This window comes from Buttiauxella massiliensis (assembly GCF_902500225.1).
In the GTDB taxonomy this organism is placed as follows: domain Bacteria; phylum Pseudomonadota; class Gammaproteobacteria; order Enterobacterales; family Enterobacteriaceae; genus Buttiauxella; species Buttiauxella massiliensis.
In genome coordinates this window covers 14,730-38,571 of record NZ_LR722653.1, presented here as the reverse complement: position 1 = coordinate 38,571, position 23,842 = coordinate 14,730, and the positions used below count along the sequence as shown (strand labels likewise).

The following is a 23,842-nucleotide window of genomic DNA, read 5'->3' as shown; positions in this document are numbered from 1 at the left end:
ACAGGCTCGTGCATAATGAAGAGATATGAATTTTTAATAAGTGTATGGAGTTGCTCATGTCACTGCACAATCTGACGCGTTTCCCGCGTCTGGAATTTATCGGCGCCCCGACGCCACTCGAATATTTGCCGCGTTTTTCTGATTATCTCGGCCGTGAAATCTACATCAAGCGTGACGACACAACCCCTATGGCGATGGGCGGGAATAAGCTGCGTAAACTTGAGTTTCTGGCTGCTGACGCATTACGTGAAGGCGCTGATGTACTGGTCACTGCGGGTGCAATTCAATCTAATCATGTTCGCCAAACCGCAGCGGTTGCCGCAAAACTCGGCCTAAAATGTGTCGCCCTGCTGGAAAACCCGATTGGTACGCAGGCAGAAAATTACCTCACCAATGGCAACCGTTTGATGCTCGACCTGTTTGATGTCGAAATTGAGATGTGTGATGCGCTGCATTCGCCAGACCAACAACTCGAAGAAATAGCCATTCGTCTTGAAGCTCAGGGTTTTCGCCCGTACGTGATTCCGGTCGGTGGCTCGAATGCACTGGGTGCGTTGGGTTATGTGGAAAGCGCGCTGGAAATCGCCCAGCAATGCGAAGGTGCGGTGAGCGTATCATCTGTTGTTGTTGCGTCCGGAAGTGCCGGGACTCATGCAGGACTTGCGGTAGGGCTTGAACAGCTTATGCCTGATGTTGATTTAATTGGCGTTACCGTATCGCGCACCATTGCTCAGCAGTTGCCGAAAGTGGAAGCATTGCAGCAGGCTGTCGCGCAGTCGCTTAGTGTCAGCGCAAACAATCCGATTAAACTTTGGGATGACTACTTCGCTCCGGGCTACGGCACGCCGAACGAAGAAGGGCTTGAGGCGATTAAAATTCTCGCCCGCCTGGAAGGGATACTGCTCGATCCGGTTTACACCGGCAAAGCGATGGCGGGGTTGATAGATGGTGTTGCGCGAGAGCGTTTTAAAGACGAAGGCCCGATTATCTTTATTCATACCGGTGGGGCGCCAGCGCTGTTTGCTTACCATCCCCATGTCTAAGTCATAATAAAAATACAGGGTTATTATGCAAGAAAGTATTCAACTGGTGCTGGACTCAGCGCCATTCCTGCTCAAAGGTGCGGTGTTCACGCTGCAACTCAGCATCGGCGGTATGTTCTTTGGGCTGATTCTCGGTTTTTTACTGGCGCTGATGCGCTTGTCTCGATTCTGGCCGTTTTCACTGCTCTCACGTTTCTATGTGTCGATTTTTCGTGGTACGCCGTTAATCGCTCAGCTGTTTATGATCTATTACGGCCTGCCGCAGTTTGGTATTGAGCTTGATCCTATTCCGGCCGCAATGATTGGTTTGTCGTTGAATATGGCGGCATATGCATCAGAAACTTTACGTGCTGCCATTTCATCAATTGAGAAAGGGCAGTGGGAAGCGGCGGCAAGTATCGGTATGACGCCGTGGCAAACTTTGCGTCGGGCGATTTTACCGCAGGCTGCTCGTGTGGCATTACCACCACTGAGTAATAGCTTTATCAGCCTGGTAAAAGACACCTCGCTTGCAGCCACAATTCAGGTTCCCGAGTTGTTTCGTCAGGCTCAGCTTATTACTTCGCGCACGCTTGAGGTGTTTACCATGTATCTCGCGGCTTCCTTGATTTACTGGGTGATGGCAACGGTGCTCTCTTCGTTGCAGAACTACTTTGAAAATCAACTCAATCGCCAGGACAGGGATCCAAAATGAGTGCCATCGACGTAAAACAACTGGTCAAGAAATTCCATGGGCAGACCGTGCTGCATGGCATCGATCTGGAAGTAAAAGCGGGTGAAGTGGTGGCGATTATTGGGCCAAGCGGCTCAGGTAAAACTACGCTCTTACGTTGCATTAACTTGCTGGAACAACCGGAGTCGGGAACCATAAGGGTTGGCGATATCTCCATTGATGCAGCGCTTTCGCTGAATAAGCAAAAGAATAAAGTGCGCGAACTGCGCCAGCATGTTGGTTTTGTATTCCAAAGTTTCAACCTTTTCCCGCACCGCACGGTGATTGAAAATATCATTGAAGGGCCGGTGATTGTTAAAGGTGAGCCGAAGGAAGAAGCAATAGCACGCGCTCGCGAGCTGCTGGCGAAAGTTGGCTTAAACGGCAAAGAAACCAGTTACCCGCGCCGCCTTTCAGGTGGTCAGCAACAGCGTGTAGCGATTGCCCGTGCGCTGGCGATGCGCCCGGAAGTGATTCTGTTTGATGAGCCAACCTCAGCACTCGATCCGGAGCTGGTGGGGGAGGTGTTGAGCACAATCCGCCAGTTAGCGCTAGAAAAGCGCACCATGGTGATTGTGACCCATGAAATGAGCTTCGCTCGAGATGTTGCTGACCGAGCTATTTTTATGGACCAGGGGCGTATTGTGGAGCAGGGGCCGGCTCGTGAGTTGTTTGCTAATCCTAAGCAGGCTCGTACCCAGCAATTTCTTGAGAAGTTCCTTACGCAGTAGCTTGAATGGCCCCCATCGGGGCCATTATTTATAGTGAATTAACCCTGTAATTAATAAGCGTTATAAATAAAAAATAACTATTGAGTAATGATTTTCAATATTCAGCTGTTGTTGCAGTTAAATCATATAAATAATCTTGGTAAATGTGATAGCGTTAAGCATTACATTCGGAAATGAATTCAATGTCAGGAGATTCGCCAGATATAATGGATGATCGTAACTTTTTTAGCTGGCGGCTGGATGCGCTTAATATCTTCCAGTCTGTCACTCAGGCTGATGAAATAACAAAAATTCTGCATCAGCAAACTGAGCTGTTGGAGTTTGACTATTACTCGCTATGTATACGTCACCCGGTGCCATTTACTCGTCCTAAAACCTCTTTAAGGTCGTCCTATCCGCAGAGCTGGCTCGACCACTACCATGCAGAAAACTACTTCGCGATTGACCCGGTGCTACGCCCGGAAAACTTCATGCGTGGTCATTTACCCTGGGATGACGAGCTTTTTAGTGATACCCCACAGTTCTGGGATGCGGCAAGGGATCACGGCCTGCGCCGCGGCATTAGCCAGTGTGTAATGGCACCTAACCGGGCAATTGGTTTTTACTCAGTTTCACGTACTCAGGGCAAAGGGAAAGTATTACCTGGCGATGAGCTTCAGTTACGCCTGCAGTATTTGGGTGAATTGAGCCTGATGACATTAACGCGTCTCAACGATCCGTCTATGGATGCGCTGACATTAAAACTCAGTAAGCGCGAGCGGGAAATATTGCAGTGGACGGGCGAAGGAAAAACATCGGCTGAAATAGCTATTATTTTGTCGATATCAGAAAATACCGTCAATTTTCATCAGAAAAATATGCAGAAGAAATTTAACGCGCCAAATAAAACACAAATTGCCTGTTATGCGGCAGCGATTGGAATAATTTGAAAGGGAGAGTTAATTCGATGACTCTTCAATGAAACGGCTGGAGAAACATTCCTCATCCAGCCGCCTTTAACGATTACTGACGGTAAGCCTGTTTAATTTGCTTAACAGTATTACCAAAGACTTCTGCGTGCGCCGAGTCATCCATCTGAGCAATTTGCTTTTCCATTTTAATGATAACCTTGCCTGCATCGGCTTGGCCCATGGCTTTCAGCATCTGAGTCAGCATAGCTTTCAGGCAGGTAACTTCAATAGCCAGTTCACTACTGTTGTCTGCGGTGGAAAAATCAGGAGTGCTCATTTGTGTTCCTCGGTCTCGGTTGGTACACCGTTGAATTGTGTAACGGTTTCGTAAGGCGGCGGAGTATAGCACAATCGTAAACCATTTTATTAGTGCTAACGCTAATCGTGCGGGTTGTTATCTGTACAATGCTGTCAAATTGTTTTGATTATGTTTGTTTGTGGTTAAATGTTGCGGTTTATAAGCATTATTTAATACGTCTAATATTAATGGATTATCGTTTTTTTTAATGTGAAAAGCATTTTTATTATTTAAAGACATAAATTAATCAAATTGCTTGTACAGTTTCCACTGTACAATTAAATTTCCAAAAACAGTGGAAACTCTGAAAATCTGTTTTTGCATTTTAAAGTTACCGGAAAACCCGTTAATATAGCGTGATAATTTTAGTAGCGTAATTCCTTTTCTGGAGAGTCCCCTTTGATCAACGTACTTCTTGTTGATGACCACGAACTGGTGCGCGCAGGGATACGACGCATTCTTGAAGATATCAAAGGGATCAAGATATCAGGTGAAGCAAATTGCGGTGAGGATGCCGTTAAGTGGTGCCGTAGCCATCAGGTTGATGTTGTCCTGATGGACATGAACATGCCGGGCATTGGCGGCCTTGAAGCAACACGCAAAATCGCGCGATATTCAACTGATATCAAAGTGATTATGCTGACTATTCACACTGAAAATCCACTGCCGGCGAAAGTCATGCAAGCAGGTGCTGCGGGTTATTTAAGTAAAGGTGCAGCACCGCAGGATGTTGTTAATGCGATTCGCTCAGTAAACGCGGGTCAGCGTTACATTGCATCAGACATCGCCCAACAGATGGCGTTAAGCCAGATTGAACCGGAAAAAACGGACACACCGTTTGCCAGTTTGTCTGAGCGTGAATTACAGATTATGCTGATGATCACCAAAGGCCAGAAGGTCAATGAGATATCTGAGCAGCTTAGTCTAAGCCCGAAAACGGTCAATAGTTACCGTTACCGCATGTTTAGTAAACTGAATATCAGTGGCGATGTTGAGCTGACACACCTGGCCATTCGTCATGGTTTATTTAGTGCGGAGACGTTAATCAGTAGTGAGTGAAATCTTTGACCCACGAGCTTTTCTCAAGACAGTAACCAGCCAACCTGGCGTCTATCGTATGTATGACGCCAGTGAGACGGTTATTTACGTTGGTAAAGCCAAAGATCTGAAAAAACGCCTGTCGAGCTACTTCAGAAGCAATCTTGCCAGCCGTAAAACGGAAGCTCTGGTTGCGCTCATCCAGCATATCGACGTGACGGTAACCCATACCGAAACAGAAGCACTGCTGCTTGAGCATAACTACATCAAGCTTTATCAGCCTCGTTATAACGTATTGCTGCGGGATGACAAATCCTATCCTTTCATTTTCCTGAGCGGTGATACTCACCCGCGACTTGCTATGCATCGTGGGGCGAAACATGCGAAGGGTGAATATTTCGGGCCATTCCCGAATGGCTACGCAGTACGCGAAACGCTGGCGTTATTACAAAAAATCTTCCCGATTCGTCAGTGCGAAAACAATGTCTATCGCAATCGCTCTCGTCCATGTTTGCAATACCAGATTGGGCGCTGTCTTGGGCCATGTGTTGCGGGTTTGGTCAGTGAAGAGGATTACGCCCAGCAGGTGGAATATGTGCGCTTGTTCTTGTCAGGAAAAGACGATCAGGTTTTGAACCAATTGATCGCCAGAATGGAAGAGGCGAGTAAAAACCTGGAATTTGAAGCCGCTGCGCGAATTCGTGACCAGATTCAGGCAGTCCGCCGTGTGACTGAAAAACAGTTTGTCTCAAATACCGGCGACGATCTGGATGTGATCGGCGTGTCGTTTGATTCGGGTATGGCGTGTGTACACGTGCTGTTTATCCGCCAGGGTAAAGTATTGGGTAGCCGCAGTTACTACCCGAAAGTACCCAATGGCACGGAACTGTCAGAAGTGGTTGAAACTTTTGTTGGCCAGTTCTATTTGCAGGGCAGCCAGATGCGCACCTTGCCTTCTGAAATTCTGCTCGACTTCAATTTGCCGGATAAAAACCTGCTTTCAGATTCCCTGACGGAACTGGCGGGGCGGCGCATCAACGTGCAGACCAAACCACGAGGCGATCGCGCTCGTTACCTTAAACTTGCCCGAACTAATGCGGCTACCGCACTGGTGACGCGTCTGGCGCAGCAGTCGACTATCCACCAACGCCTGGCGGCGCTCGCCAATGTGCTGGAGTTGCCAGCGATTAAAAGGATGGAGTGCTTCGACATCAGCCACACCATGGGTGAGCAGACTATCGCTTCTTGTGTCGTTTTTGATGCGAACGGGCCAGTACGTGCCGAATATCGACGCTATAACATTGAAGGGATTACACCTGGCGATGACTATGCCGCGATGAACCAGGTATTGCGTCGTCGTTACGGTAAAACTATCGATGAAAGTAAAATTCCGGACGTTATCCTGATTGACGGTGGCAAGGGGCAACTCGGCCAGGCAAAAACCGTCTTCGCAGAACTTGATGTGGAGTGGGATAAAAATCATCCGCTGTTGCTCGGTGTGGCAAAAGGCGTTGACCGCAAAGCTGGACTTGAGACGTTGTTCTTCGAACCGGAAGGGGAAGGGTTCTCACTGCCGCCAGATTCCCCGGCGCTGCATGTTATCCAACATATCCGTGATGAATCCCACGACCATGCCATTTCCGGGCATCGTAAAAAACGCGCAAAAGTGAAAAATACCAGTGCGTTGGAGACAATCGAAGGGGTTGGGCCAAAGCGTCGCCAGATGTTGTTGAAATATATGGGGGGATTGCAACCATTAAAGAATGCATCCGTAGAAGAAATTGCAAAAGTGCCAGGCATCTCGCAAGCGTTGGCAGAAAAGATCTTCTACTCGTTGAAACATTAAGGGCTCTGTAGCAACATAGAGACAATTTCCACTTACGACAGACAGTTAACCAGCACTATGCAATTTAATATTCCGACATTGCTTACTCTGTTTCGTATCATCCTTATCCCATTCTTTGTGCTGGCTTTTTATCTGCCGTTCAGTTGGGCACCTTTCCTATGCGCGTTTATCTTCTGGTTTGCTGCAATAACAGATTGGTTTGATGGCTATCTGGCGCGGCGCTGGAATCAAAGCACGCGTTTTGGAGCATTCCTTGATCCGGTAGCGGATAAAGTCATGGTCGTCGTTGCGTTGGTGCTGGTAGTGGAACACTACCACTCATGGTGGGTGACGCTGCCTGCGGCCACGATGATTGCTCGTGAAATTATTATCTCTGCGTTACGCGAATGGATGGCTGAAATTGGCAAGCGCAGCAGCGTTGCTGTCTCCTGGATTGGTAAGTCCAAAACCATGGCACAAATGCTGGCGTTGATCGGTATGCTCTGGCGTCCAAATATGTGGGTTGAGTATGCGGGGATCGGTTTATTCTTTATCGCTGCGGTACTAACTTTCTGGTCAATGTTCCAGTATTTAAAAGCGGCAAGTAAAGATCTGCTCGACAGCTCAGGCACTTAATAACCGTATCAGACACAAGAGATGAGCTCCTGTCGGGCTCATCTCTTAAAAGCACCAAACTCCCCCCAGTTCCAAATACCGAAATCCTCACTGAATCTCAATAGAAGGTTATATTTAACCTATCGATACCATGTCCGATAATAGGGAAATTATGATTCGCTTATCCTCGCTTGCACTTGTGCTTGCCGCCGTTACCTGTAGCGCCCAGGCCGTTACCTATATGCTTCCACCCGTGGGTAGCCGCTTGGTTGGCTCGCCGCTAACCGTTAGCGTACCTGAAGGGAATACCCAGCCGCTAGAGTACTTCGCCGCGCTGTACGGGCAGGGGCTAAGCAATATGCTGGAAGCCAATCCAGGGGTCGATCCATTTCTGCCAAAAGCCGGTACCCAGTTGACGATTCCGCAGCAAGTGATTTTGCCTGATACCGTACGCCAGGGCGTCGTGATTAACGTCGCCGAAATGCGGCTTTACTACTATCCGGAAGGGGGCAATACGGTAGAAATTTTGCCCATTGGTATCGGACAGGCCGGGCGAGAAACCCCGCGTAACTGGGTGACGAGGGTTGAGCGTAAGCAGGAAGCTCCAGGCTGGACACCAACACCTAATACCCGACGCGAATATGCGAAAGAAGGGAAAACTCTGCCAGCGTACGTGCCACCGGGTGAGGATAACCCGATGGGGTTGTATGCGATTTACATCGGCAAGCTTTATGCTATTCACGGCACTAACGCCAACTTTGGTATCGGCCTGCGCGTTAGCCAGGGGTGCATACGTCTACGCAAAGACGACATTAAGTATCTGTTTGATAATGTGCCGGTGGGCGCGCGCGTGCAGCTGATCGATCAGCCGGTGAAAGCAACCGTCGAACCGGACGGGAGGCATTGGCTGGAAGTGCATGAGCCGCTGTCCCGTAACCGCGCGGAGTTTGAATCTGACAAGAAATTGCCGCTACCAATGACATCGGCACTGCGCGATATGACGCAAGGTTCTGGCGTAGATGCAGGTATGGCGAGCGCAGCGTTGACCCGTCGTTCCGGCATGCCGGTGCCAATTAGTATTGAATCTGGAAAAGTAGGTCAGCTATAAAACGCAAATGCTAGAAAGCAAAAAGCCCGCTTAGTTTCCTAAGCGGGCTTCTCTAATATGGCTCCTCTGACTGGACTCGAACCAGTGACATACGGATTAACAGTCCGCCGTTCTACCGACTGAACTACAGAGGAATCGGTTAACGGGGCGCATAGTAACTAGCGGCTACTGGGTTGTCAAAGGCTGTTTAGGTGAAATGTGTTTGATTGCTGGTTTAATCAACAAAACGAAGAAAAGAGCCGCAAAAATACGGCTCTTTGAGGGTTTTACATGCGCTGCGTTCTGACTGGCGCGGTCGCTTCTATCAGCCATGGCCGCGCAGTACTGGAAACGAGCGGCGACAATGTTTCCCGCACCAACTGGTGATAATCATCAAGCCACGCAATCTCTTGCTCGCTTAACAACGGCAACTCCACCGCGCTTAAATCAATCGGGATCAGCGTCAGCGAGGCGAATTTACAGAAACCAGGAACAGAGGCGACAACTTCCACCTGGTTTTCAATACGAATGCCGTGGCTGCCAGCGAGGTAATAACCCGGCTCAATAGTCAGCACGTTGCCCGGCAGCATTGGCCACGGGTTCACTTTTTTCGCCATACGGTGCGGGTTTTCGTGAATCAGCATGTTATGGCCGACACCATGGCCCGTACCGTGGTCATAATCCAGGCCCAGTTCCCACAGCGGACGGCGGGCAAATGCATCCAGTTGGTGGCCCTGTGCACCTTGCGGGAATTGCAGCGAAATCAGCGACAGGAAGCCTTTCAGAACCGCGGTATAGTGCAGACGGCGCTTGGCATCGAGTTGTCCAAAGTTCAGCGTACGGGTGGCATCGGTGGTGCCGTTGAAATACTGGCCACCGGAATCATTGAGATAAAATTCATTACCGACGATGGCGAAGTTGGTTTCCGGCGCGCTGTGGTAGTGACACATCGCGGCGTTACTCGCTGCGGCGGAAATGGTGCCAAAGCTTTGCTCGATAAAGTTGTCACTTTCCTGACGGAAAGCGAGCTGTTTTTCCTGGGCTTCAAGTTCAGTAATCGGGTTGCCAGCGGCTTCACGCAGCGGTACTTCATGGCTGAGCCATGCAAGGAAATTAACCCATGCGGCACCATCCTGAACGTGGCTTGAACGATAGCCTTCCAGTTCAATATCGTTCTTATTGGCTTTCATCAGTGTGATTGGATCTGGCTGCCATTCGATGTCACCGCCGCCTTGTTCCACAGCAAAGCGCACGGCGACAGGCGTGTTGTCGCCATCAAGCAAAAAGCGTTTGCCGGCCGCAAGTTGCTGGCAACGTGCGAGGAAGGCATCCGGTAGATGTACGGTGATCGAATCCAGCACTGAACTGTCGAGTTGTTGCAGCTTCGCCTCGTCAACAAACCACTCAACGGCACCGTCGTTTTTAACCAGCGCAAAAGAAAGCGGCACCGGACTTGTTGGGATGTCTGAACCGCGCACGTTAAGCAACCAGGCAATGTTGTCTGGCAAAGTGAGCGCAAGGTAATCGACACCCTGGCGCGTCAACGCTTGCGCGACTCGGGCACATTTAGACTTAGAAGATTCGCCGCTAATCTCATCAGGCATCTGGCGTATCAGGCCGCGAGGAATCGCCGGGCGTGTCGCCCAGATTTGATTGATCGGATCATCATTAACGGCAACCAGGTCGCAGCCACTGGTCCGCAGGCTTTCATATTGGCTGCTGACCATCAGTAGTGGTTCAAATGCGATACGTTTGCCGGCTGACAAATTTTCCTGAAGCCAGAGATGAATCGGCTCATCGTGCAAATGGTGGATTTCAAACTCGTCCAGATTCACCTGCTGGCGCGCCTGAACCTGGTAGCGGCCATCAACGAACAGCAACGCGCGGTCAGCCAGAATCAGCGCCAGGCCCGCAGAGCCGTCAAAGCCGCTGATAAACTCCAGTTTGTCGTCATAAGGCGCGCAATATTCACTCTGCCAGGCGTCGGTGCGTGGAACCAGCATGCCATCCAGTTCGCGCTCTTTAAGCAGGCTGCGCAAGGCAGCCAGGGGTGATGTGTGTTGCATTATTATTTTCTCTTAACGGAAAGGAGGTTCATTAAAAGTACGTAATTTGCGTGAGTGCAGGCGTTCGCCTTCAGCTCGCAAGAGGTCTATCGCGCAGATACCAATCTGCAAGTGCTCCGAAATCGCCCCTTCATAAAAACGGTTGGCCTGGCCGGGGAGTTTAATTTCACCGTGCAGAGGTTTATCGGAAACACATAACAACGTGCCATACGGTACGCGGAAGCGATAACCCTGTGCGGCAATGGTGGCGCTTTCCATATCAATAGCGACGGCGCGGCTCAGGTTAAAGCGCAAGGCCGAGGCGGAATAGCGCAACTCCCAGTTACGATCGTCGGTGGTGACGACAGTCCCGGTACGTAAACGTTGCTTAACTTCTTCACCCGGCATGCCGCTCACCAGTTTGGTTGCGTCATAGAGCGCACGCTGCACTTCGGCAATGCTTGGGATTGGGATATCTGGCGGTAGCACCGCATCCAGAACATGATCGTCACGCAGATACGCATGGGCCAGAACATAATCACCAATCGACTGGCTTTCTCGCAGGCCGCCGCAGTGGCCAATCATCAGCCACGCCGCCGGGCGCAACACCGCCAGGTGGTCACAAATGGTTTTCGCATTTGACGGGCCAACACCGATATTCACCAGCGTGATGCCGGTACCGTTGGCATCGATCAAGTGCCATGCAGGCATTTGGTGTTTTTTCCACGCGAGATCGGAAATGGCTTCTTCCGGGGCCTGGCTGTCGGCCGTCAACCATACGCCACCGGCGCAGGAAAGTGCGACATAGGGGCTTTCAGGGTCAAGAATTTGCTGGCATCCCCAGCGCACAAACTCGTCCACATAGCGGGTGTAGTTGGTAAACAACACGAAAGACTGGAAGTGTTCTACCGGGGTGCCGGTGTAGTGGCGTAAACGCGCGAGCGAAAAATCGACGCGGCGGGCATCAAAATGCGAAAGCGGGTAGAACTCGCCAGGGTGGAACAACCCATCCGCTGTCTCATCGCCAATCTGCGACAGTTCGGTGGTGGGAAAATAGCGCGGCAAACCGGCGCTCATTGAGCGGTCCAGCGACAAACTGGAACCATCAATCACATACGGATACGGGATTTCATGCTGCGATAACCCCACTTCAATGTGTGCGCCATAGTCGTCATAAAGCAGTGTGAGTTGTTCGGCGAGATAATGGCGGAATAAAGCAGGACGGGTGACGGTGGTGGTGTAACTGCCTGAATGGGTAAAGCGGGCATAGGCACGGGTTTTATTTGGGTGATGTACTGTGCCATCCCAACTGACGCGTAACTCCGGGTAGACAAATAAACCAGCGGCACGTTTTTCAATTTCGGGTAGTGCGCCGTTCTCAACATACTGGCCAATAGCGTCGCGCAGTGCGTTGACCGAGGCATCGTACAGCTCCTCTAGTTTATCGAGGGCCTGGTTCGGGGTAAGGGCTGTGGCGGCTGTCTGATGCGTCATCTTTTCTCCTCATCCTGCTGATTTTTACAGGGCTGTTTGCAGCTTCGATAGTATGTCATCGGGAGGAGGGAACGGAAGGGGGCGTGGTCAGAAAAGCAAAAGCCGGCTCAGGAAACATGCAGGCCTTTGCACCTGTGAACGGATTATATCCGTTCAATTTTTGCCGGAAGCCCCTGTCTGACTGATGCCCCAGACACCCAATCCAGCCAGGTATTTGCCACCTTGCGTGTAGGGTCGGCAAAGCCCAGGTCATTGAGGTTTATCCCTGCTTTTATTTTCTCATCAATTGGCATGGCTTCACCGTCGAGATAATGCTGCGCCGCCCCCATTTCACGGTGCCCGTAACCGTGCTCAATGGCAATGACTCCGGGCATCACGCCGTGAAGCAGGCTGATTTGTGCCACCGCGTGCCCGCCGGGTGTCGTGATACGAACGGTGTCGCCGTGCACCAGGCCGTAGCGCTTGCCATCTTCAGGATTGAGCGCCACCAGGTTAGTCGGTTTGACATGATGTAACCGTGGGATTGTTGCTGTGCTGCTGGACATGGTATTGGATTTAAACGAAATCAGTTTCAGTGGCCACTGCTGCACAGGGAATATCTCGTCCACGGAGCGCCCGTCAGACAGCCGTGCAGGATACCAGGCCGGACAGCCGCTGTAACGTTCGCCAGTAATGGCATGACGATGTGCGGCGACTTCTGCATTCCAGATTTGCAGCGGTTTCTGCCACGCATTGCCGACGCGATTATCCTCACGCCCGCTGCTGTCTGGGGCAAAACGTCCGCCTCGGGAGTAGATGAAGGCGACGCGGCTGACCTCATCAGGTTTTAGCGTTTGTTGCATCAAGGGCAAAATGCGTTGCACGCCGGTTAAAGCCACATCCTCCTGATTTGCTTGCGCGACAGGGGCTTTGCCCATATATGCAATGTTGGCGGCAACACGCAGATAGTAATCTTCCGCGCGATTAAGCGGGTAGCTGTTGCCTTGCGCGTCGGTAATTGCATTGTCGCCAAAACCTGGCAGTTCGAGGCGTTTAGCCACTGCGATGCAGAAGGCCTCCATTGATACTGGCTGCCCATCGGCAGTTTGGCTAGTTGCGGATGAAACGACAGGCCAGCGGGCGGTGGTGGCTTTGCTGGCAACGCCAGCCCACGGTGCACTGAATCCCCAGCTTTCGAAGTTGTGCGTATCCGGCACGATATAATCTGCCAGCGCTGTGGTTTCATTCATAAACGCGTCAATTGCGATAAACAACGGCAGGTTTTTAGGATCTTTGAGTTTCTCTTCCGCCACGGCTCGCAGCCCAGGGATGCCGTAAAACGGATTCGTCATATTGGAGATCCACGCTTTCAGCGGGTAGGGGTAGCCTTCCAGTGCCGAAGTGAGCAGTTCTGTCAGTTGCCCCGCCACGAACGGATACCACGGTGCTTTAGCCGGGAAGGGGGACTTCCCGGCGGCGATTTTATTCCGGTATTCTTCAGAGGATTCATAGGACGTTTTGCTGCGCGCGATGCTCAGCCCTTTCGGTTTTACCTTTCCAGGGAAGCTGTCCATATTGTAGCGCGGGCCATCGGCTGCACCGTTGAATTTACCCCCGCTAACAAACACGCCGCCTTCCAGACTGAGGTTGCCAATCAGCGCGTTGAGCATCATGACGGCCCAGGCGTTGTAAAACCCGTTGCCTGCCATCATCCCGCCGTGGGTAATGACAGCGGCTTTGCGTCCGTGGCGCGTGAAGGTATCCGCCAGCGCGGCAATTTTGGCTTCCGACACGCCGCACTGCTGGCTGTATTGCGCCAGTGTGAGTTTGTTGGCGGTCTCTTTGAGCAACTGGAATCCGCTTTTCACGGTGACGATTTGTCCGTCAGCCAGAGTGACTTGCTGAGTCACAAATAACTGCGCGCGCTGGCAAAGGCTGGCGGCAACTATTTCTGCGTTTTCATTAAGCACTACAGGGTCGCTTGCGCCATCAGCCACCAGATGCGCCAGCGTCAAATGCTGCCCGGCAAGTTGTGGGAGCTCATCGGTGATCACCAGATGCGAGGCGTTGGTCCAGCTTTTTTCACCAGCCTGCTGCATGGCTTGCGCATCAGGGGTGGCAAGGTAGTCTGCGTTATAGCGTTCTTTCTCAATGATCCAGCGGATCATTCCCATCGCCAGCGCTGAATCAGTACCAGGAATAACGGGTAGCCAGTGACCGCGATCGTCTGCCAGTACCGTGGTTAACGGCAGCGCTGGGGCGACCACAACATACTGGAAGTTATCGCGCACACGGGCACTGGAGAGTTGCCGGGCCTGGCGCTTAAATGGGTTGCCGGACTGCGCCGGTGAGGTGCCCATAAACAGCGCAAATTCAACATGATCCCAGTCCGGTTTCACGTGCGGGTTTTTATCCAGATCGCCCATCAGGGCACCAGAACCGGCCCGATAAGCCAGGCCGCAATAGGCGCCGTGTGCGCCGAAGTTTTTGCTGCCGAAACTGTTGAGCGCAAAGCGCCGCAGGAATGTATCGCGTCCATCATCACCGGCATTGGTCACCAGTAATTGGTTAGTTTTCGGGCCAAATCCAGGGTGCTTCGGGTCAATTGGCGTATCTGGTGCATGAAGTGCGCGTAAACCTTCTACATGCCCTTCACCAAACAGATCGCCACCTTCCACGACTTCTTCAATCAGTTGTTCAAAGCTGATGCGCTGCCATTTTCCTTCGCCACGTTTACCGACGCGTTTCATGGGCTCCAGGATACGTAGCGGGCTGTACAGACCTTCCATCATGGTTGCGCCACGGGCGCAGGCAGTGGAGCGGGAATCGAGGCCAGTTTCTCCTGCAAGTTGCGCCATAGCCTCGGCAAACGGAACGGAGGCGTTAATGTGGTGTTCATGGGATAAAGGGTGATAAGGGTTGCCTGCAATTCGCAGCACTTTCCCTTTTTCGCGGTCGACCCGTACTCGCACGCCACACTGCGTCCAGCAGCCAAAGCATTGCGTCATCGAGATCACTTGCTGCGGGTTTTGTTGCCATCGGGGTTGCGCGTTAGCCTCAGGAATCAATGCATTACCGAAGATGCGGTCGCGGGTTATCTTGCCGGATGTGCCGTTTTGCAAACCGTCAATGGCACGCTTTGCGATATCCCGATAACTCAGCCCAAAAGTCACCATTCCGCCCAGAGCGAGGCCGACTTTAAGCCACTGACGACGGGTTAAATTAGCCATGTTGCATTCTCCTTGCCAAACCATTCACGGTTTCACGAACTATAATGAGCAGCGCTATCCACAAACCAAAGGTGCCGAAGATGGCGAGCCAGCCATCAGTTCCTGCGGGCAGGGTATAAGGGTTAAATTGCGCGTTAAATTTCGGTATGGTTTGCACCTGAATCAGTAAGGTCCAGCGTATCAGCCAGCACAACGCCATGGCGCTGAACGCCTGCAAAATGCGTAACGGCGTGGATAACGGTTTAAGCAATGCCATGCCGCTAATACCAAGAGATAAACACCAGAATACGGCCCAACCGGCAGCATAGCCTCTGGCGGAAGGGGCCACTGCAAGCCAGTCGCGAATAGCAGTGCCAGACAGCGTGTCACCGCTGATCCAAAACACGACTACGATGGCAAGCAGTCCCAACGCCCAAAGTTGCCCCTGGGCCAGTTTCCGCTGTAATGCCTGTTCACTGCGCAGCGACACAATGAGCAGAGCAAAAAAGGTGTGGAAAGCACTGAGAAACATCACGAGAGGAAACGCATAGCTAAACCAGACAGGGCGCGCCTGTACCACAGACACTTCGCGACCGGTATACACTAGTAATCCCACTGCCGTTAAGGCACTTGCCAGCGCCAGCCATTTCGTCACGCGGTAACTTTTGTGTGTGAAGCGTTTGAGCTGCTGGGCCAGAAACCACAATCCCAAAAACCCGGTGAACAACGGTAAAAATAATGCGCCCCAGGGCATCCATGACCACGGCGTTGGGTAAGCGTAGAAATGCCAGAAGCGAGCGGTCTGGTGCAGATCTGCCGTTAGCGCCAGTGGGGCGGTAATGGCGCAGGTTAAGGCAATCAGCAGCGTCAGGTTTTCCAGTTTTGCCGACTCGTTTTTGCGCCAGTGAAGCACACAGGCAAACAAGGCCGCACACGCAGCAATGCCGATGAAAAAGAAGTATTGCACCGCCCAGGGGAGCCAACTGATGTCCTGCGGACGAGCCAGCACTTCCTCGATTAACAGAGAATGCGTCATTTAAACCTCCTGCCAGAGTGCGGGTTGAGCGCGCCCCATCAATGGGGTAACGAACGCCTCGTCCAGACCTAAGTAGAAAACGTGGGGTAGGGTGCCGTTCTCCGGTTTCAGTACTTTGATGGCATTGCGGTGCTCTTGAAGCATCTGCGCGATGCGGCTGTTCGGATCCTTCAAATCACCAATAATTCGTGCGCCGCCAACACAAGACTCCACACAAGCGGGGAGTAATCCGGCTTCCAGACGGTGGACGCAGAAGGTACATTTATCGGCAGTTTGTGTTTCGTGGTTGATAAAGCGTGCGTCATAGGGGCAGGCCTGAACGCAATAGGCGCAGCCGACGCAACGCGTGTTGTCTACCACCACAATGCCGTCTTCTCGCTGAAACGTCGCCTGAACCGGGCAGACCGGAACGCAAGGCGGGTTATCGCAATGGTTGCACAGGCGGGGTAGCAGCACGTTGGTGACGCTCAGTTTGCCTTCCAGTCGCACCTGATATTGATTCACATGGGTGCGGAATTCGCCCAGTGGTGTCTGGTTTTCAATGGCGCAACTAACCGTACAAGACTGGCAGCCAATACAACGGCGCAGATCGATAAGCATGGCATAACGATGGCGCGTGGAGCCTTCATGTCGCTCAGGGGAGAAGGGGAATTTCGCCTGAGCCAGCGGTACTAAAGAGGCACCCGCGCTCAGGATACCCAGTTGCTGGAGAAACTGCCGTTTGCTGCTATCCATATTTTCTCCCGTCGTGATGCAACAACAAAACATAAGTCACGTCGTTGACTGGCTGGTGATGTATTAAAAATGTCTATGATTTACAGTGTAAAAATCAGGGAGGGGGGACTCTATTGTGGTTAACCACATACCCGTCTTGTTGTTGATCTAAAACAACATATTTAACAGGGATAATTCGGTGAGAGGCATAAAGATGAGACGCCTGGCATTACTGCTGTCAGCCATTATGATGAGCAGCGTGGCATGGGCGGGGTCTTGGAATATTGGCATTCTGGCGATGCGTGGCGAGGTGCAGACTCGCAGCCACTGGCAACCGCTGGAAGCCCTCCTCAATCAACAGCTTCCTGGCGAGGAGTTTCATATCCAGCCGCTGGATCTCCATCAAATGCAGGAGGCAGTGAACCGTAAAACGGTGCAGTTCGTGGTGACTAACCCCGCGCAGTTTGTGCAATTGAACAGCCATTCACCATTACGCTGGCTGGCTTCTTTGCGTTCCACGCGCGGCGGCAAAGCGGCGAGCAATGTTATCGGCAGTGCTATCCTGGCCAGGCGCGACAGCGGTATCACCTCGGTACACGATCTGATCGGCAAAACGGTGGGCGCGATTGATGCACAGGCTTTTGGCGGCTATTTGCTGGGGTATAAGGCGTTAAATGATGCCGGAATTCGCCCTGAACGGGACTTGCAGTTACGTTTTACCGGCTTCCCGGCCGATGCCCTGGTGTATTTACTACGCGAAAAAGCCGTACAGGCGGCGATTGTGCCGGTATGCCTGCTGGAAAATATGGATAAAGAAGGGCTTGTCCGTAAAGAAGATTTTGTGGCGCTGATCGATCATCCTGCCTCCATTCCCTGTTTAACCAGTACACCGCTTTATCCCGACTGGTCTTTTGCGGCACTGCCGACGGTCAGTGATGAACTGGCGGACCGTGTCACACGGGTACTGTTTAATGCACCAGAAACCGCCCCTTTTCATTGGGGGGCTCCGGCTTCTACCAGCCAGGTTGAAGCGCTGTTACACGATGTGCGCCAGCATCCGCAACAGAGACGTTTGTGGCTGGATATCAAAAGCTGGTTGATCCAACACCAGGTCGCGATGGGCGCAGTTGCGCTGGTGTTACTGTTGCTCACGCTAAATTACATCTGGGTCATGCTGCTGGTGCGGCGGCGCGGTCAGCAATTGGAACGCAATAATGTACTGTTGCGCCAGCAAGAACAGGCGCTGGAAACGGCAAGACAAATGAGTGTCCTGGGGGAGATGACCTCCGGTTTTGCCCATGAGCTTAATCAACCACTTTGCGCTATTCGTCACTATGCCGGGGGCTGCCTGATCCGACTTGAATCGCAGGATGAGCAGCATCCGTTGCTCCCCGCCCTGAAAGAAATTGACAGCCAGGCACAACGTGCAGCCGATACGCTACGAAATTTGCGCCATTGGGTGAGCCAGTCGCAGGGAAATCCGGTCATGACGGAGGAGTGGGGGCAGGTCAATATTCATGACGCTATTTTGCACGTCTGGCGATTATTACGCATGGCGCAGAATTTACCGGCAGTCACGCTGCAAATGGAAGTACATTCTGAGTTGACCGTGCACCTGCCGCCGGTCCTGCTTGAACAGGTGCTGACAAACCTTATCCTAAATGCGGCTCAGGCGGGAGCGGCAACGGTGTGGATTATGGCGCAGCATAAAAATGGCGGCGCGCGAATCACCTTGCAGGATAATGCCGGAGGGATTGATGAAATGTTATTGCGGCAAGCCTTCCAACCCTTTGTGACAACCCGCGAAGAAGGGATGGGATTAGGGCTGGTGATTTGCCAACGGCTGGTCCGTTACGGGCAGGGCGAAATTACTATCCAGAATCACAAAGCCCCGGATGGCCTGACAGGTGCGGCTGTAGTGTTAGATTTCACGGACAGAGAGGAACGAAGCCGCGATGGCGATAATTCATTTGCTGGATGACGATGTGGCAGTGACCAAAGCCTGCGCATTTTTGCTTGAAAGCCTGGGGTACGATGTTCGCTGCTGGAATGAGGGAGCGGTATTTTTGTCTCAGGCCGAGCTGTACCAGACCGGAGTGTTGTTGCTGGATATGCGCATGCCAGTGATGGACGGGCAGGGTGTGCATGAGGATATGTTGCGGCGCGGCAGTACGCTGGCGGTGGTGTTCCTTACAGGTCATGGCGATGTGCCAATGGCGGTGGAGCAAATGAAACGCGGCGCCGTCGATTTTCTGCAAAAGCCCGTTGCGGCAAAGCCCCTTCAGATTGCTTTAGAGCACGCATTACTGGTTTCCGCACAAGAGTTTGACCGGCAAAAGATTGTTACCTGTTATCAGCAACTCACCCCCAAAGAGCGGGAACTCGCAGGGCTTGTGGCAAACGGGTTATTTAATCGCGAGATTGCCGACAGCATGAATATTGCGGTGCGCACAGTAGAAGTGCATCGCGCTCGCGTAATGGAAAAGATGCAGGCGGGCAGCCTGGCAGAACTGGTGAACCGCCTGCAGCAGGTGCGGGAATGACGGGTTGCGGTAGAAACGCAAAAACCTGGTTAGAGCCAGAACCAGTCGATGCTAAATAGCTGAGCGGTTTTTTGGCAAGACGCTTGAGTCAGCAGTTTTCGGATGCCATCACGTTGCTGTCAGGCTTCTGCAAGAGACAATGCGGGATAAGCCCCTAAACCAATGCGAGATTTTTTGCCGTTAAAGCGATATTTGAGATACCAGAGACTGGAACCGTCGGGATTGAAAAGCAAATAGAAAACCTGAGCATCGCTCAGTTTGAAAGGTTTATCAGAAGGTTTGGAACTGAGGGTTTTGAATCAAAATCATAAAGAGATTTGCAGGAATGCATGAAAACAAGAATTTGGCTCCTCTGACTGGACTCGAACTTCATCTGTATCTCCTGTTATTAGTGGGTTTGTGAAATTTACTCGAATATTTACCAACATATTTACCATAATTATTGTTTTCTTATGAAAATAATGTCAATTAAAAACAATTGGTTGTTGTCTTAACCATCCAACTATAAGCATCTCACTTTTATTTCATTATCAACATGGTGTTGTCGTTATTATCGTTAAAGTAATTGATATAAAACAATTAGTTAATTATTAGTAAAGAAAGAATGTTTAGTCAAGGCTAAAGCACTTACATCCAAGATTACTATCTGCTCTCACACCATTCTGAAAACCCGCACCTCTTTTCCACTTTCTCTATCATGTTGAATGGGTTAACTTTTATGAAACACAAAAGCAATCGGAAGAACAATGACTACACAAAAAGAAATAGAAGAAATCAGGACTGCGTTATCTTGGTTTGATGTACGCCGATATGATGGCCTGAAAGACCTCACGCTAGAACAAATCTATGCAGAGCTTGAAAGACGGATGTTGGCTTACAAAACAAGACAACAATGGGAAACAGCAGGCAAAGATAATCAAATGCAAGCTATATACCACGATGCCAAAATCAGATGTGGTGATGTGATACTTCAATCGGACTGGATTTCAGACAATCACAGACTGTTGCATAGCTATGCTGTAAGACCAATGACCAGAGTTCAATTGTTTAACTATGGGCGGGCTATGTATCGGCTGGAGACTTCAGAGCAAACAGATCCTGTTGCAGTGAGTTCTGACTACATCTCTGAGTATCTGAAACAGGGGGGGATGAACCCAGCTAACAAGATGCTGATTGAAATTGACTTGGAAGAAGCCAGCAGTGATGATCTCGCAGAACACCTGCAAGTGCTGATTGCTCTATGGCAAAAGCACCTAAAAACGCCTAAACCCCCGAAACGAAAGTTTAGGTTTGGTCATAAGACCTTTGAAAGAATACTTGATTACAAAGTCATCCCTTTGATGGATTTGATATCATGGGAACAGCTCTATAACGAAAGTAAGAACATACCTTTCAACATCTTAGCTGACATTCTACATGGTACTGGTGGGGTTCGGAGCCGTGATAACATCAAAGATACTGATTATGATTACGCGAAAAGTTATCTCGATAAGGATGAGTACTTTAAGGTTTTAAATGATTTCTATATTAAAAACAATATGTTAAAGGATTGGAAGATCACTGAAGTTATTACATTTAACGATAAAGCTACGGATAAAAACAAAAAGTAAACATAAGGGATGTTCACAATCTGCGAACGTCCCTATAAAGAGTATCCCTCCAAAATTTCCGCGAAACTCACGGTTGGTGAACATCCCTAGTTTAAAACCAGCCAAAATCCTAGAATTATCTCCATCGAACAACACAGGAGATAAATATGGTTCAAATCAAAACAGATAAACATCCGAAACTGATTCGCTTACCGGAAGTAAAAAGAAGAACTGGTTATGGTAAAACGTGGATATATACCCTAATAAGAGAAGGTAAATTTCCTAAGCAAGTAAAAACCGGATTGCGTTCGATAGCTTTTATTGAAAGTGAGATTGATGAATGGATTTACCAAGTCATTTCTGATTCTCGCAATCACATCTAAAATAAATATATTAAAAATAAGGAGTTAATATGAAAAGAAATGATATCCCACCGTGCAGATTTATAGTCAGCAATGACGAAACGGAAATATTTATGGAACTAGCGATAAAAAACTTTAAGAAACATCTTCAGGTTATGGTTGAGTGTATGGGGGATGACTATAAGCGACATTTCTACGACAGGCAATATATTGAAGAAGTTTTTAATAAGGTTATAGAGAGAACAAAAGATGACTTTAATAAAGTGATGAAGGATGATTCACGAATGGAATACATGTTATTTATAGATGAAGTTAAAGGGAATCTAAAATCCATGTATTCACTGTACTGCTTTTACTTATAATGAAAGAGGAAAATAAATGAACGAGAAAAGTATGGAATGGAAAGAAACATCGATTAAAATAATCGCAACAACCCCTGAAACAGCAAGTTTCATCTCTAATGTGATAGGTACATACAATGAGCTAATACACTATATGTATTATAGCATGGAGGATGATTTATTTTTAAAAATAATCAATGATGGATTTTCTGTAGAAAGATATATTAGGTGTGTGATTAGCATGACATTAGATGAATGGAAAGAAGAAGGAAAGCAGACAAAGGAAATACATTTTCATGAGGTTAAGATTGTTCTAACAAGTTATCATGATTTTGTTATTAAATGCCATGATGAAAACAGCGTTACCTTTTATTATAAAAGTGTAGAGCTAAGCCATAATAGACAGTCTGTATTCTAAAGTGAGAGGTAATAACATGAGTGAAAAACTGATAAAAGAATCCCGGAAGGTTTTCATGCATATGGCAAGTTTGTTCTATGAAATGAAAATAAATACGCTTAAGGAAAGTCATCCAGATGAAGTTGAGGTTTTAATGGAAGATGATGCATTCATGGATAGTATTTATAAGGGTTGTATCAAAAATGCAAGCTCATCGTTTAAAAAAGTAGTCAAGGCCGAGTATTTTGAAGTAGGACATTCAGTAAAAATGGTTGATAAGGTGGTGGTATTGATGACACTACGTGCTAATCACAAAAAGAGATTGGGTATTGTTTAAAAAATCCATCCAGCCTCATTTATGGGGCGGAAAAATAAAAAACAAACAAATATCATTTAATAGTGAGGAATAATCATGAGAAAAAATATTGAAATTAAAAATGTATCTACAGAGGTGTTTTATGATTTGGCCCTGCGTTCTTTTGAAGCAAGCTGGAAATCCCTGCAAGAGATGTGTAGTTATAATATCTCACATTATATTGATGATGCTGATGTGATGAGTCTATTTATTCAAAATGTGATAGCGCATATCAGCAATCACTTCTACAGGTTTACTTCACTGGAAGGCAATAGTGGAAGTCTTACTGAGGTTAACTTTGAAGAAGTGGCAGAACGACTTGTACGCCATTCTTGGGTATTTTGTAAGTAACATCTAAACAAAAACAGATTTTACTAGTAATGTTATTAATATAAATAAAAGGTGAAGAAATGAACGTTAAGTTTGAAAATAAATCAATACAGTTTTTCTACAAAATGATGATGGTAAGATTTGAGGCAAGTATTGATGATATAAAAAGAGTTAATATTAAGCAGCTAAATACATTTATAAAAAATGATATGGCTGGTGTGATATTCATACATGCTCTTGCCGAATACATTAAACTCCATTTTTATGAATATAAAAAGGAGTATGGTGAACAATCAGTAAAACTATCTGATGTGGATATCAATATGGTTAGAAATGAGTTTTACAAAACATACCAAAGTGAGATTAAGCCATCATGGGTAGATCTATTGTCTATACAATGAGTTTGCTTATATAGCCCCGTAATGGGGCTGTACATCGATTACAGGAGGAATATGATATGAATGATGTGGTGTTATATGAAAGAAATGAATCAATGTTTTTTGCGATTAATACGGTCTTATCTTTATATTGCGATTTCATATACGAAATGGCATATGGATTTCATAATGAAGTTGTAATGATCATTGGAAATGAAAAATGCGTGGAACAGGCACTTCAAATACAAATAAACAATCTGTTCGATGATTTTGATTACTACAAAAAAATGAATGGAACAGGAAACGAAAAACGGGAAGATATAGATGAAAAAGAACTCTTTAACAAAGTAATGGCAGCGCATAACCAAGGCGTAAAAGCGATACTCATGAAAAATCTTGAGGCTAATCTTAGAGAGAAAGAGGAAGGAACTGAATATTGGAAATTAAAAATATTTAATAAATTTCATGATATATAGAAGCCAATGGATACTTCTATGTGTTCAGATAAAGGGAGTAGCCATGAGCTTTAGTTCATCGGAGAAGATGTTTTTCAGGCAGGCATTTGAAAATAAAATCAATATATATTGTATTATATTATTTTGTTTTTTAAATCAAGATTATGATTTTCATCAATCAAAGACTTTCTTTTATTATATACTTCGTCACTGAAAGGATGAAAATCATCATCTATTTTTTCATCTGAGCAAGAAAAAAGGAGATTTCTGTTAAAATAATCGCATCTAAGCTCATCGGAAATTTTACCACTATCAAT

Annotated in this window: 24 protein-coding genes, 1 tRNA gene and 1 pseudogene; 18 read left to right on the top strand and 8 right to left on the bottom strand. The window is 48.6% G+C overall.

Features of this window, described 5'->3' with window-relative positions; genetic code table 11:
- The first annotated feature begins 56 nt into the window (after window positions 1-56).
- The 4 genes from dcyD (at window position 57) to sdiA (ending at window position 3,415) form a co-directional block, all read left to right on the top strand.
- Window positions 57-1,043, top strand: a complete 987-nt coding sequence (dcyD, locus tag GC128_RS10730) for a D-cysteine desulfhydrase (protein WP_151994288.1) — start codon at window positions 57-59, stop codon at window positions 1,041-1,043.
- A gap of 25 nt (window positions 1,044-1,068) precedes the next feature.
- A complete protein-coding gene (tcyL, locus tag GC128_RS10725; protein WP_064512043.1) occupies window positions 1,069-1,737 on the top strand; it encodes a cystine ABC transporter permease in 669 nt (222 codons plus the stop codon).
- The gene (tcyN, locus tag GC128_RS10720) at window positions 1,734-2,486 is read left to right on the top strand and encodes an L-cystine ABC transporter ATP-binding protein TcyN (protein WP_151994287.1); all 753 of its coding nucleotides are present in this window, start codon (window positions 1,734-1,736) and stop codon (window positions 2,484-2,486) included. The genes tcyL and tcyN overlap by 4 nt, the downstream gene beginning before the upstream one ends.
- A 206-nt stretch (window positions 2,487-2,692) precedes the next feature.
- On the top strand, window positions 2,693-3,415 hold the full coding sequence (gene sdiA, locus GC128_RS10715; RefSeq protein ID WP_064512041.1) for a transcriptional regulator SdiA: 723 nt from the start codon (window positions 2,693-2,695) through the stop codon (window positions 3,413-3,415).
- 73 nt (window positions 3,416-3,488) lie between these two features.
- On the opposite strand, the gene GC128_RS10710 is transcribed toward sdiA, so the two are convergent.
- Complete coding sequence (locus GC128_RS10710) at window positions 3,489-3,713, bottom strand: DUF2594 family protein (RefSeq protein ID WP_034458173.1); 225 nt, start codon at window positions 3,711-3,713, stop codon at window positions 3,489-3,491.
- Window positions 3,714-4,133: 420 nt separating this feature from the next.
- Here GC128_RS10710 and uvrY point away from each other — a divergent pair, with 420 nt between their 5' ends.
- The 4 genes from uvrY to ldtA all read left to right on the top strand — a co-directional run bounded on the left by uvrY (window position 4,134) and on the right by ldtA (window position 8,320).
- Window positions 4,134-4,793 (top strand): UvrY/SirA/GacA family response regulator transcription factor, encoded by a 660-nt coding sequence (gene uvrY / locus GC128_RS10705; RefSeq protein ID WP_064512040.1) that lies wholly within the window; start codon window positions 4,134-4,136, stop codon window positions 4,791-4,793.
- Window positions 4,786-6,618, top strand: a complete 1,833-nt coding sequence (gene uvrC / locus GC128_RS10700) for an excinuclease ABC subunit UvrC (protein WP_151994286.1) — start codon at window positions 4,786-4,788, stop codon at window positions 6,616-6,618. The genes uvrY and uvrC overlap by 8 nt, the downstream gene beginning before the upstream one ends.
- A gap of 57 nt (window positions 6,619-6,675) precedes the next feature.
- Window positions 6,676-7,233 (top strand): CDP-diacylglycerol--glycerol-3-phosphate 3-phosphatidyltransferase, encoded by a 558-nt coding sequence (gene pgsA, locus GC128_RS10695; RefSeq protein WP_151994285.1) that lies wholly within the window; start codon window positions 6,676-6,678, stop codon window positions 7,231-7,233.
- A 151-nt stretch (window positions 7,234-7,384) separates the two neighbouring features.
- Window positions 7,385-8,320, top strand: a complete 936-nt coding sequence (ldtA, locus tag GC128_RS10690; RefSeq protein WP_407643479.1) for a L,D-transpeptidase — start codon at window positions 7,385-7,387, stop codon at window positions 8,318-8,320.
- Window positions 8,321-8,378: 58 nt separating this feature from the next.
- Here the strand turns inward: ldtA and GC128_RS10685 are convergent.
- From GC128_RS10685 to ttrB, 6 genes are all read right to left on the bottom strand, one after another.
- Window positions 8,379-8,454: transfer RNA gene (locus tag GC128_RS10685), tRNA-Asn, on the bottom strand.
- Window positions 8,455-8,586: 132 nt separating this feature from the next.
- On the bottom strand, window positions 8,587-10,365 hold the full coding sequence (locus GC128_RS10680) for an aminopeptidase P family protein (protein WP_151994284.1): 1,779 nt from the start codon (window positions 10,363-10,365) through the stop codon (window positions 8,587-8,589).
- Between the two features lie 12 nt (window positions 10,366-10,377).
- A complete protein-coding gene (locus tag GC128_RS10675; RefSeq protein ID WP_151994283.1) occupies window positions 10,378-11,838 on the bottom strand; it encodes an AMP nucleosidase in 1,461 nt (486 codons plus the stop codon).
- 143 nt (window positions 11,839-11,981) lie between these two features.
- Window positions 11,982-15,047 (bottom strand): tetrathionate reductase subunit TtrA, encoded by a 3,066-nt coding sequence (ttrA, locus tag GC128_RS10670; protein WP_151994282.1) that lies wholly within the window; start codon window positions 15,045-15,047, stop codon window positions 11,982-11,984.
- Window positions 15,040-16,062 (bottom strand): tetrathionate reductase subunit TtrC, encoded by a 1,023-nt coding sequence (ttrC, locus tag GC128_RS10665; RefSeq protein WP_151994281.1) that lies wholly within the window; start codon window positions 16,060-16,062, stop codon window positions 15,040-15,042. Before ttrC ends, ttrA begins: the two co-directional genes overlap by 8 nt.
- The gene (gene ttrB, locus GC128_RS10660) at window positions 16,063-16,797 is read right to left on the bottom strand and encodes a tetrathionate reductase subunit TtrB (protein WP_325063689.1); all 735 of its coding nucleotides are present in this window, start codon (window positions 16,795-16,797) and stop codon (window positions 16,063-16,065) included. It abuts the gene before it with no gap.
- A gap of 178 nt (window positions 16,798-16,975) precedes the next feature.
- Here ttrB and ttrS point away from each other — a divergent pair, with 178 nt between their 5' ends.
- Both ttrS and ttrR read left to right on the top strand, forming a co-directional pair.
- The gene (gene ttrS, locus GC128_RS10655; protein WP_151994280.1) at window positions 16,976-18,757 is read left to right on the top strand and encodes a tetrathionate respiration histidine kinase TtrS; all 1,782 of its coding nucleotides are present in this window, start codon (window positions 16,976-16,978) and stop codon (window positions 18,755-18,757) included.
- Window positions 18,732-19,319 carry a tetrathionate respiration response regulator TtrR gene (gene ttrR, locus GC128_RS10650; protein ID WP_151994279.1) on the top strand — a complete coding sequence of 196 codons (588 nt, stop codon included), beginning with the start codon at window positions 18,732-18,734 and terminating at the stop codon, window positions 19,317-19,319. Before ttrS ends, ttrR begins: the two co-directional genes overlap by 26 nt.
- 119 nt (window positions 19,320-19,438) lie before the next feature.
- Here ttrR and GC128_RS23105 read toward each other — a convergent pair.
- Window positions 19,439-19,588: pseudogene (locus tag GC128_RS23105) on the bottom strand (Arm DNA-binding domain-containing protein); the annotation flags it as partial.
- Between the two features lie 477 nt (window positions 19,589-20,065).
- Between GC128_RS23105 and GC128_RS10640 the strand changes: the two are divergent.
- The 8 genes from GC128_RS10640 to GC128_RS10605 all read left to right on the top strand — a co-directional run bounded on the left by GC128_RS10640 (window position 20,066) and on the right by GC128_RS10605 (window position 23,546).
- Complete coding sequence (locus GC128_RS10640; RefSeq protein WP_151994278.1) at window positions 20,066-20,929, top strand: DUF6387 family protein; 864 nt, start codon at window positions 20,066-20,068, stop codon at window positions 20,927-20,929.
- 146 nt (window positions 20,930-21,075) lie between these two features.
- A complete protein-coding gene (locus GC128_RS10635; RefSeq protein WP_061351232.1) occupies window positions 21,076-21,291 on the top strand; it encodes a helix-turn-helix transcriptional regulator in 216 nt (71 codons plus the stop codon).
- 29 nt (window positions 21,292-21,320) lie between these two features.
- Entirely contained in the window at window positions 21,321-21,632 is a 312-nt protein-coding gene (locus GC128_RS10630) for a hypothetical protein (RefSeq protein ID WP_151994277.1), read from the top strand.
- A gap of 16 nt (window positions 21,633-21,648) precedes the next feature.
- Entirely contained in the window at window positions 21,649-22,029 is a 381-nt protein-coding gene (locus tag GC128_RS10625; RefSeq protein ID WP_061351234.1) for a hypothetical protein, read from the top strand.
- Window positions 22,030-22,045: 16 nt separating this feature from the next.
- Window positions 22,046-22,345: a hypothetical protein gene (locus tag GC128_RS10620; protein ID WP_151994276.1), complete on the top strand. Its 300-nt coding sequence runs from the start codon at window positions 22,046-22,048 to the stop codon at window positions 22,343-22,345.
- 75 nt (window positions 22,346-22,420) lie between these two features.
- A complete protein-coding gene (locus tag GC128_RS10615) occupies window positions 22,421-22,714 on the top strand; it encodes a hypothetical protein (protein WP_151994275.1) in 294 nt (97 codons plus the stop codon).
- Window positions 22,715-22,773: 59 nt separating this feature from the next.
- Window positions 22,774-23,094, top strand: a complete 321-nt coding sequence (locus GC128_RS10610) for a hypothetical protein (protein ID WP_151994274.1) — start codon at window positions 22,774-22,776, stop codon at window positions 23,092-23,094.
- Between the two features lie 56 nt (window positions 23,095-23,150).
- A complete protein-coding gene (locus GC128_RS10605; protein ID WP_151994273.1) occupies window positions 23,151-23,546 on the top strand; it encodes a hypothetical protein in 396 nt (131 codons plus the stop codon).
- Window positions 23,547-23,842: the final 296 nt, after the last annotated feature.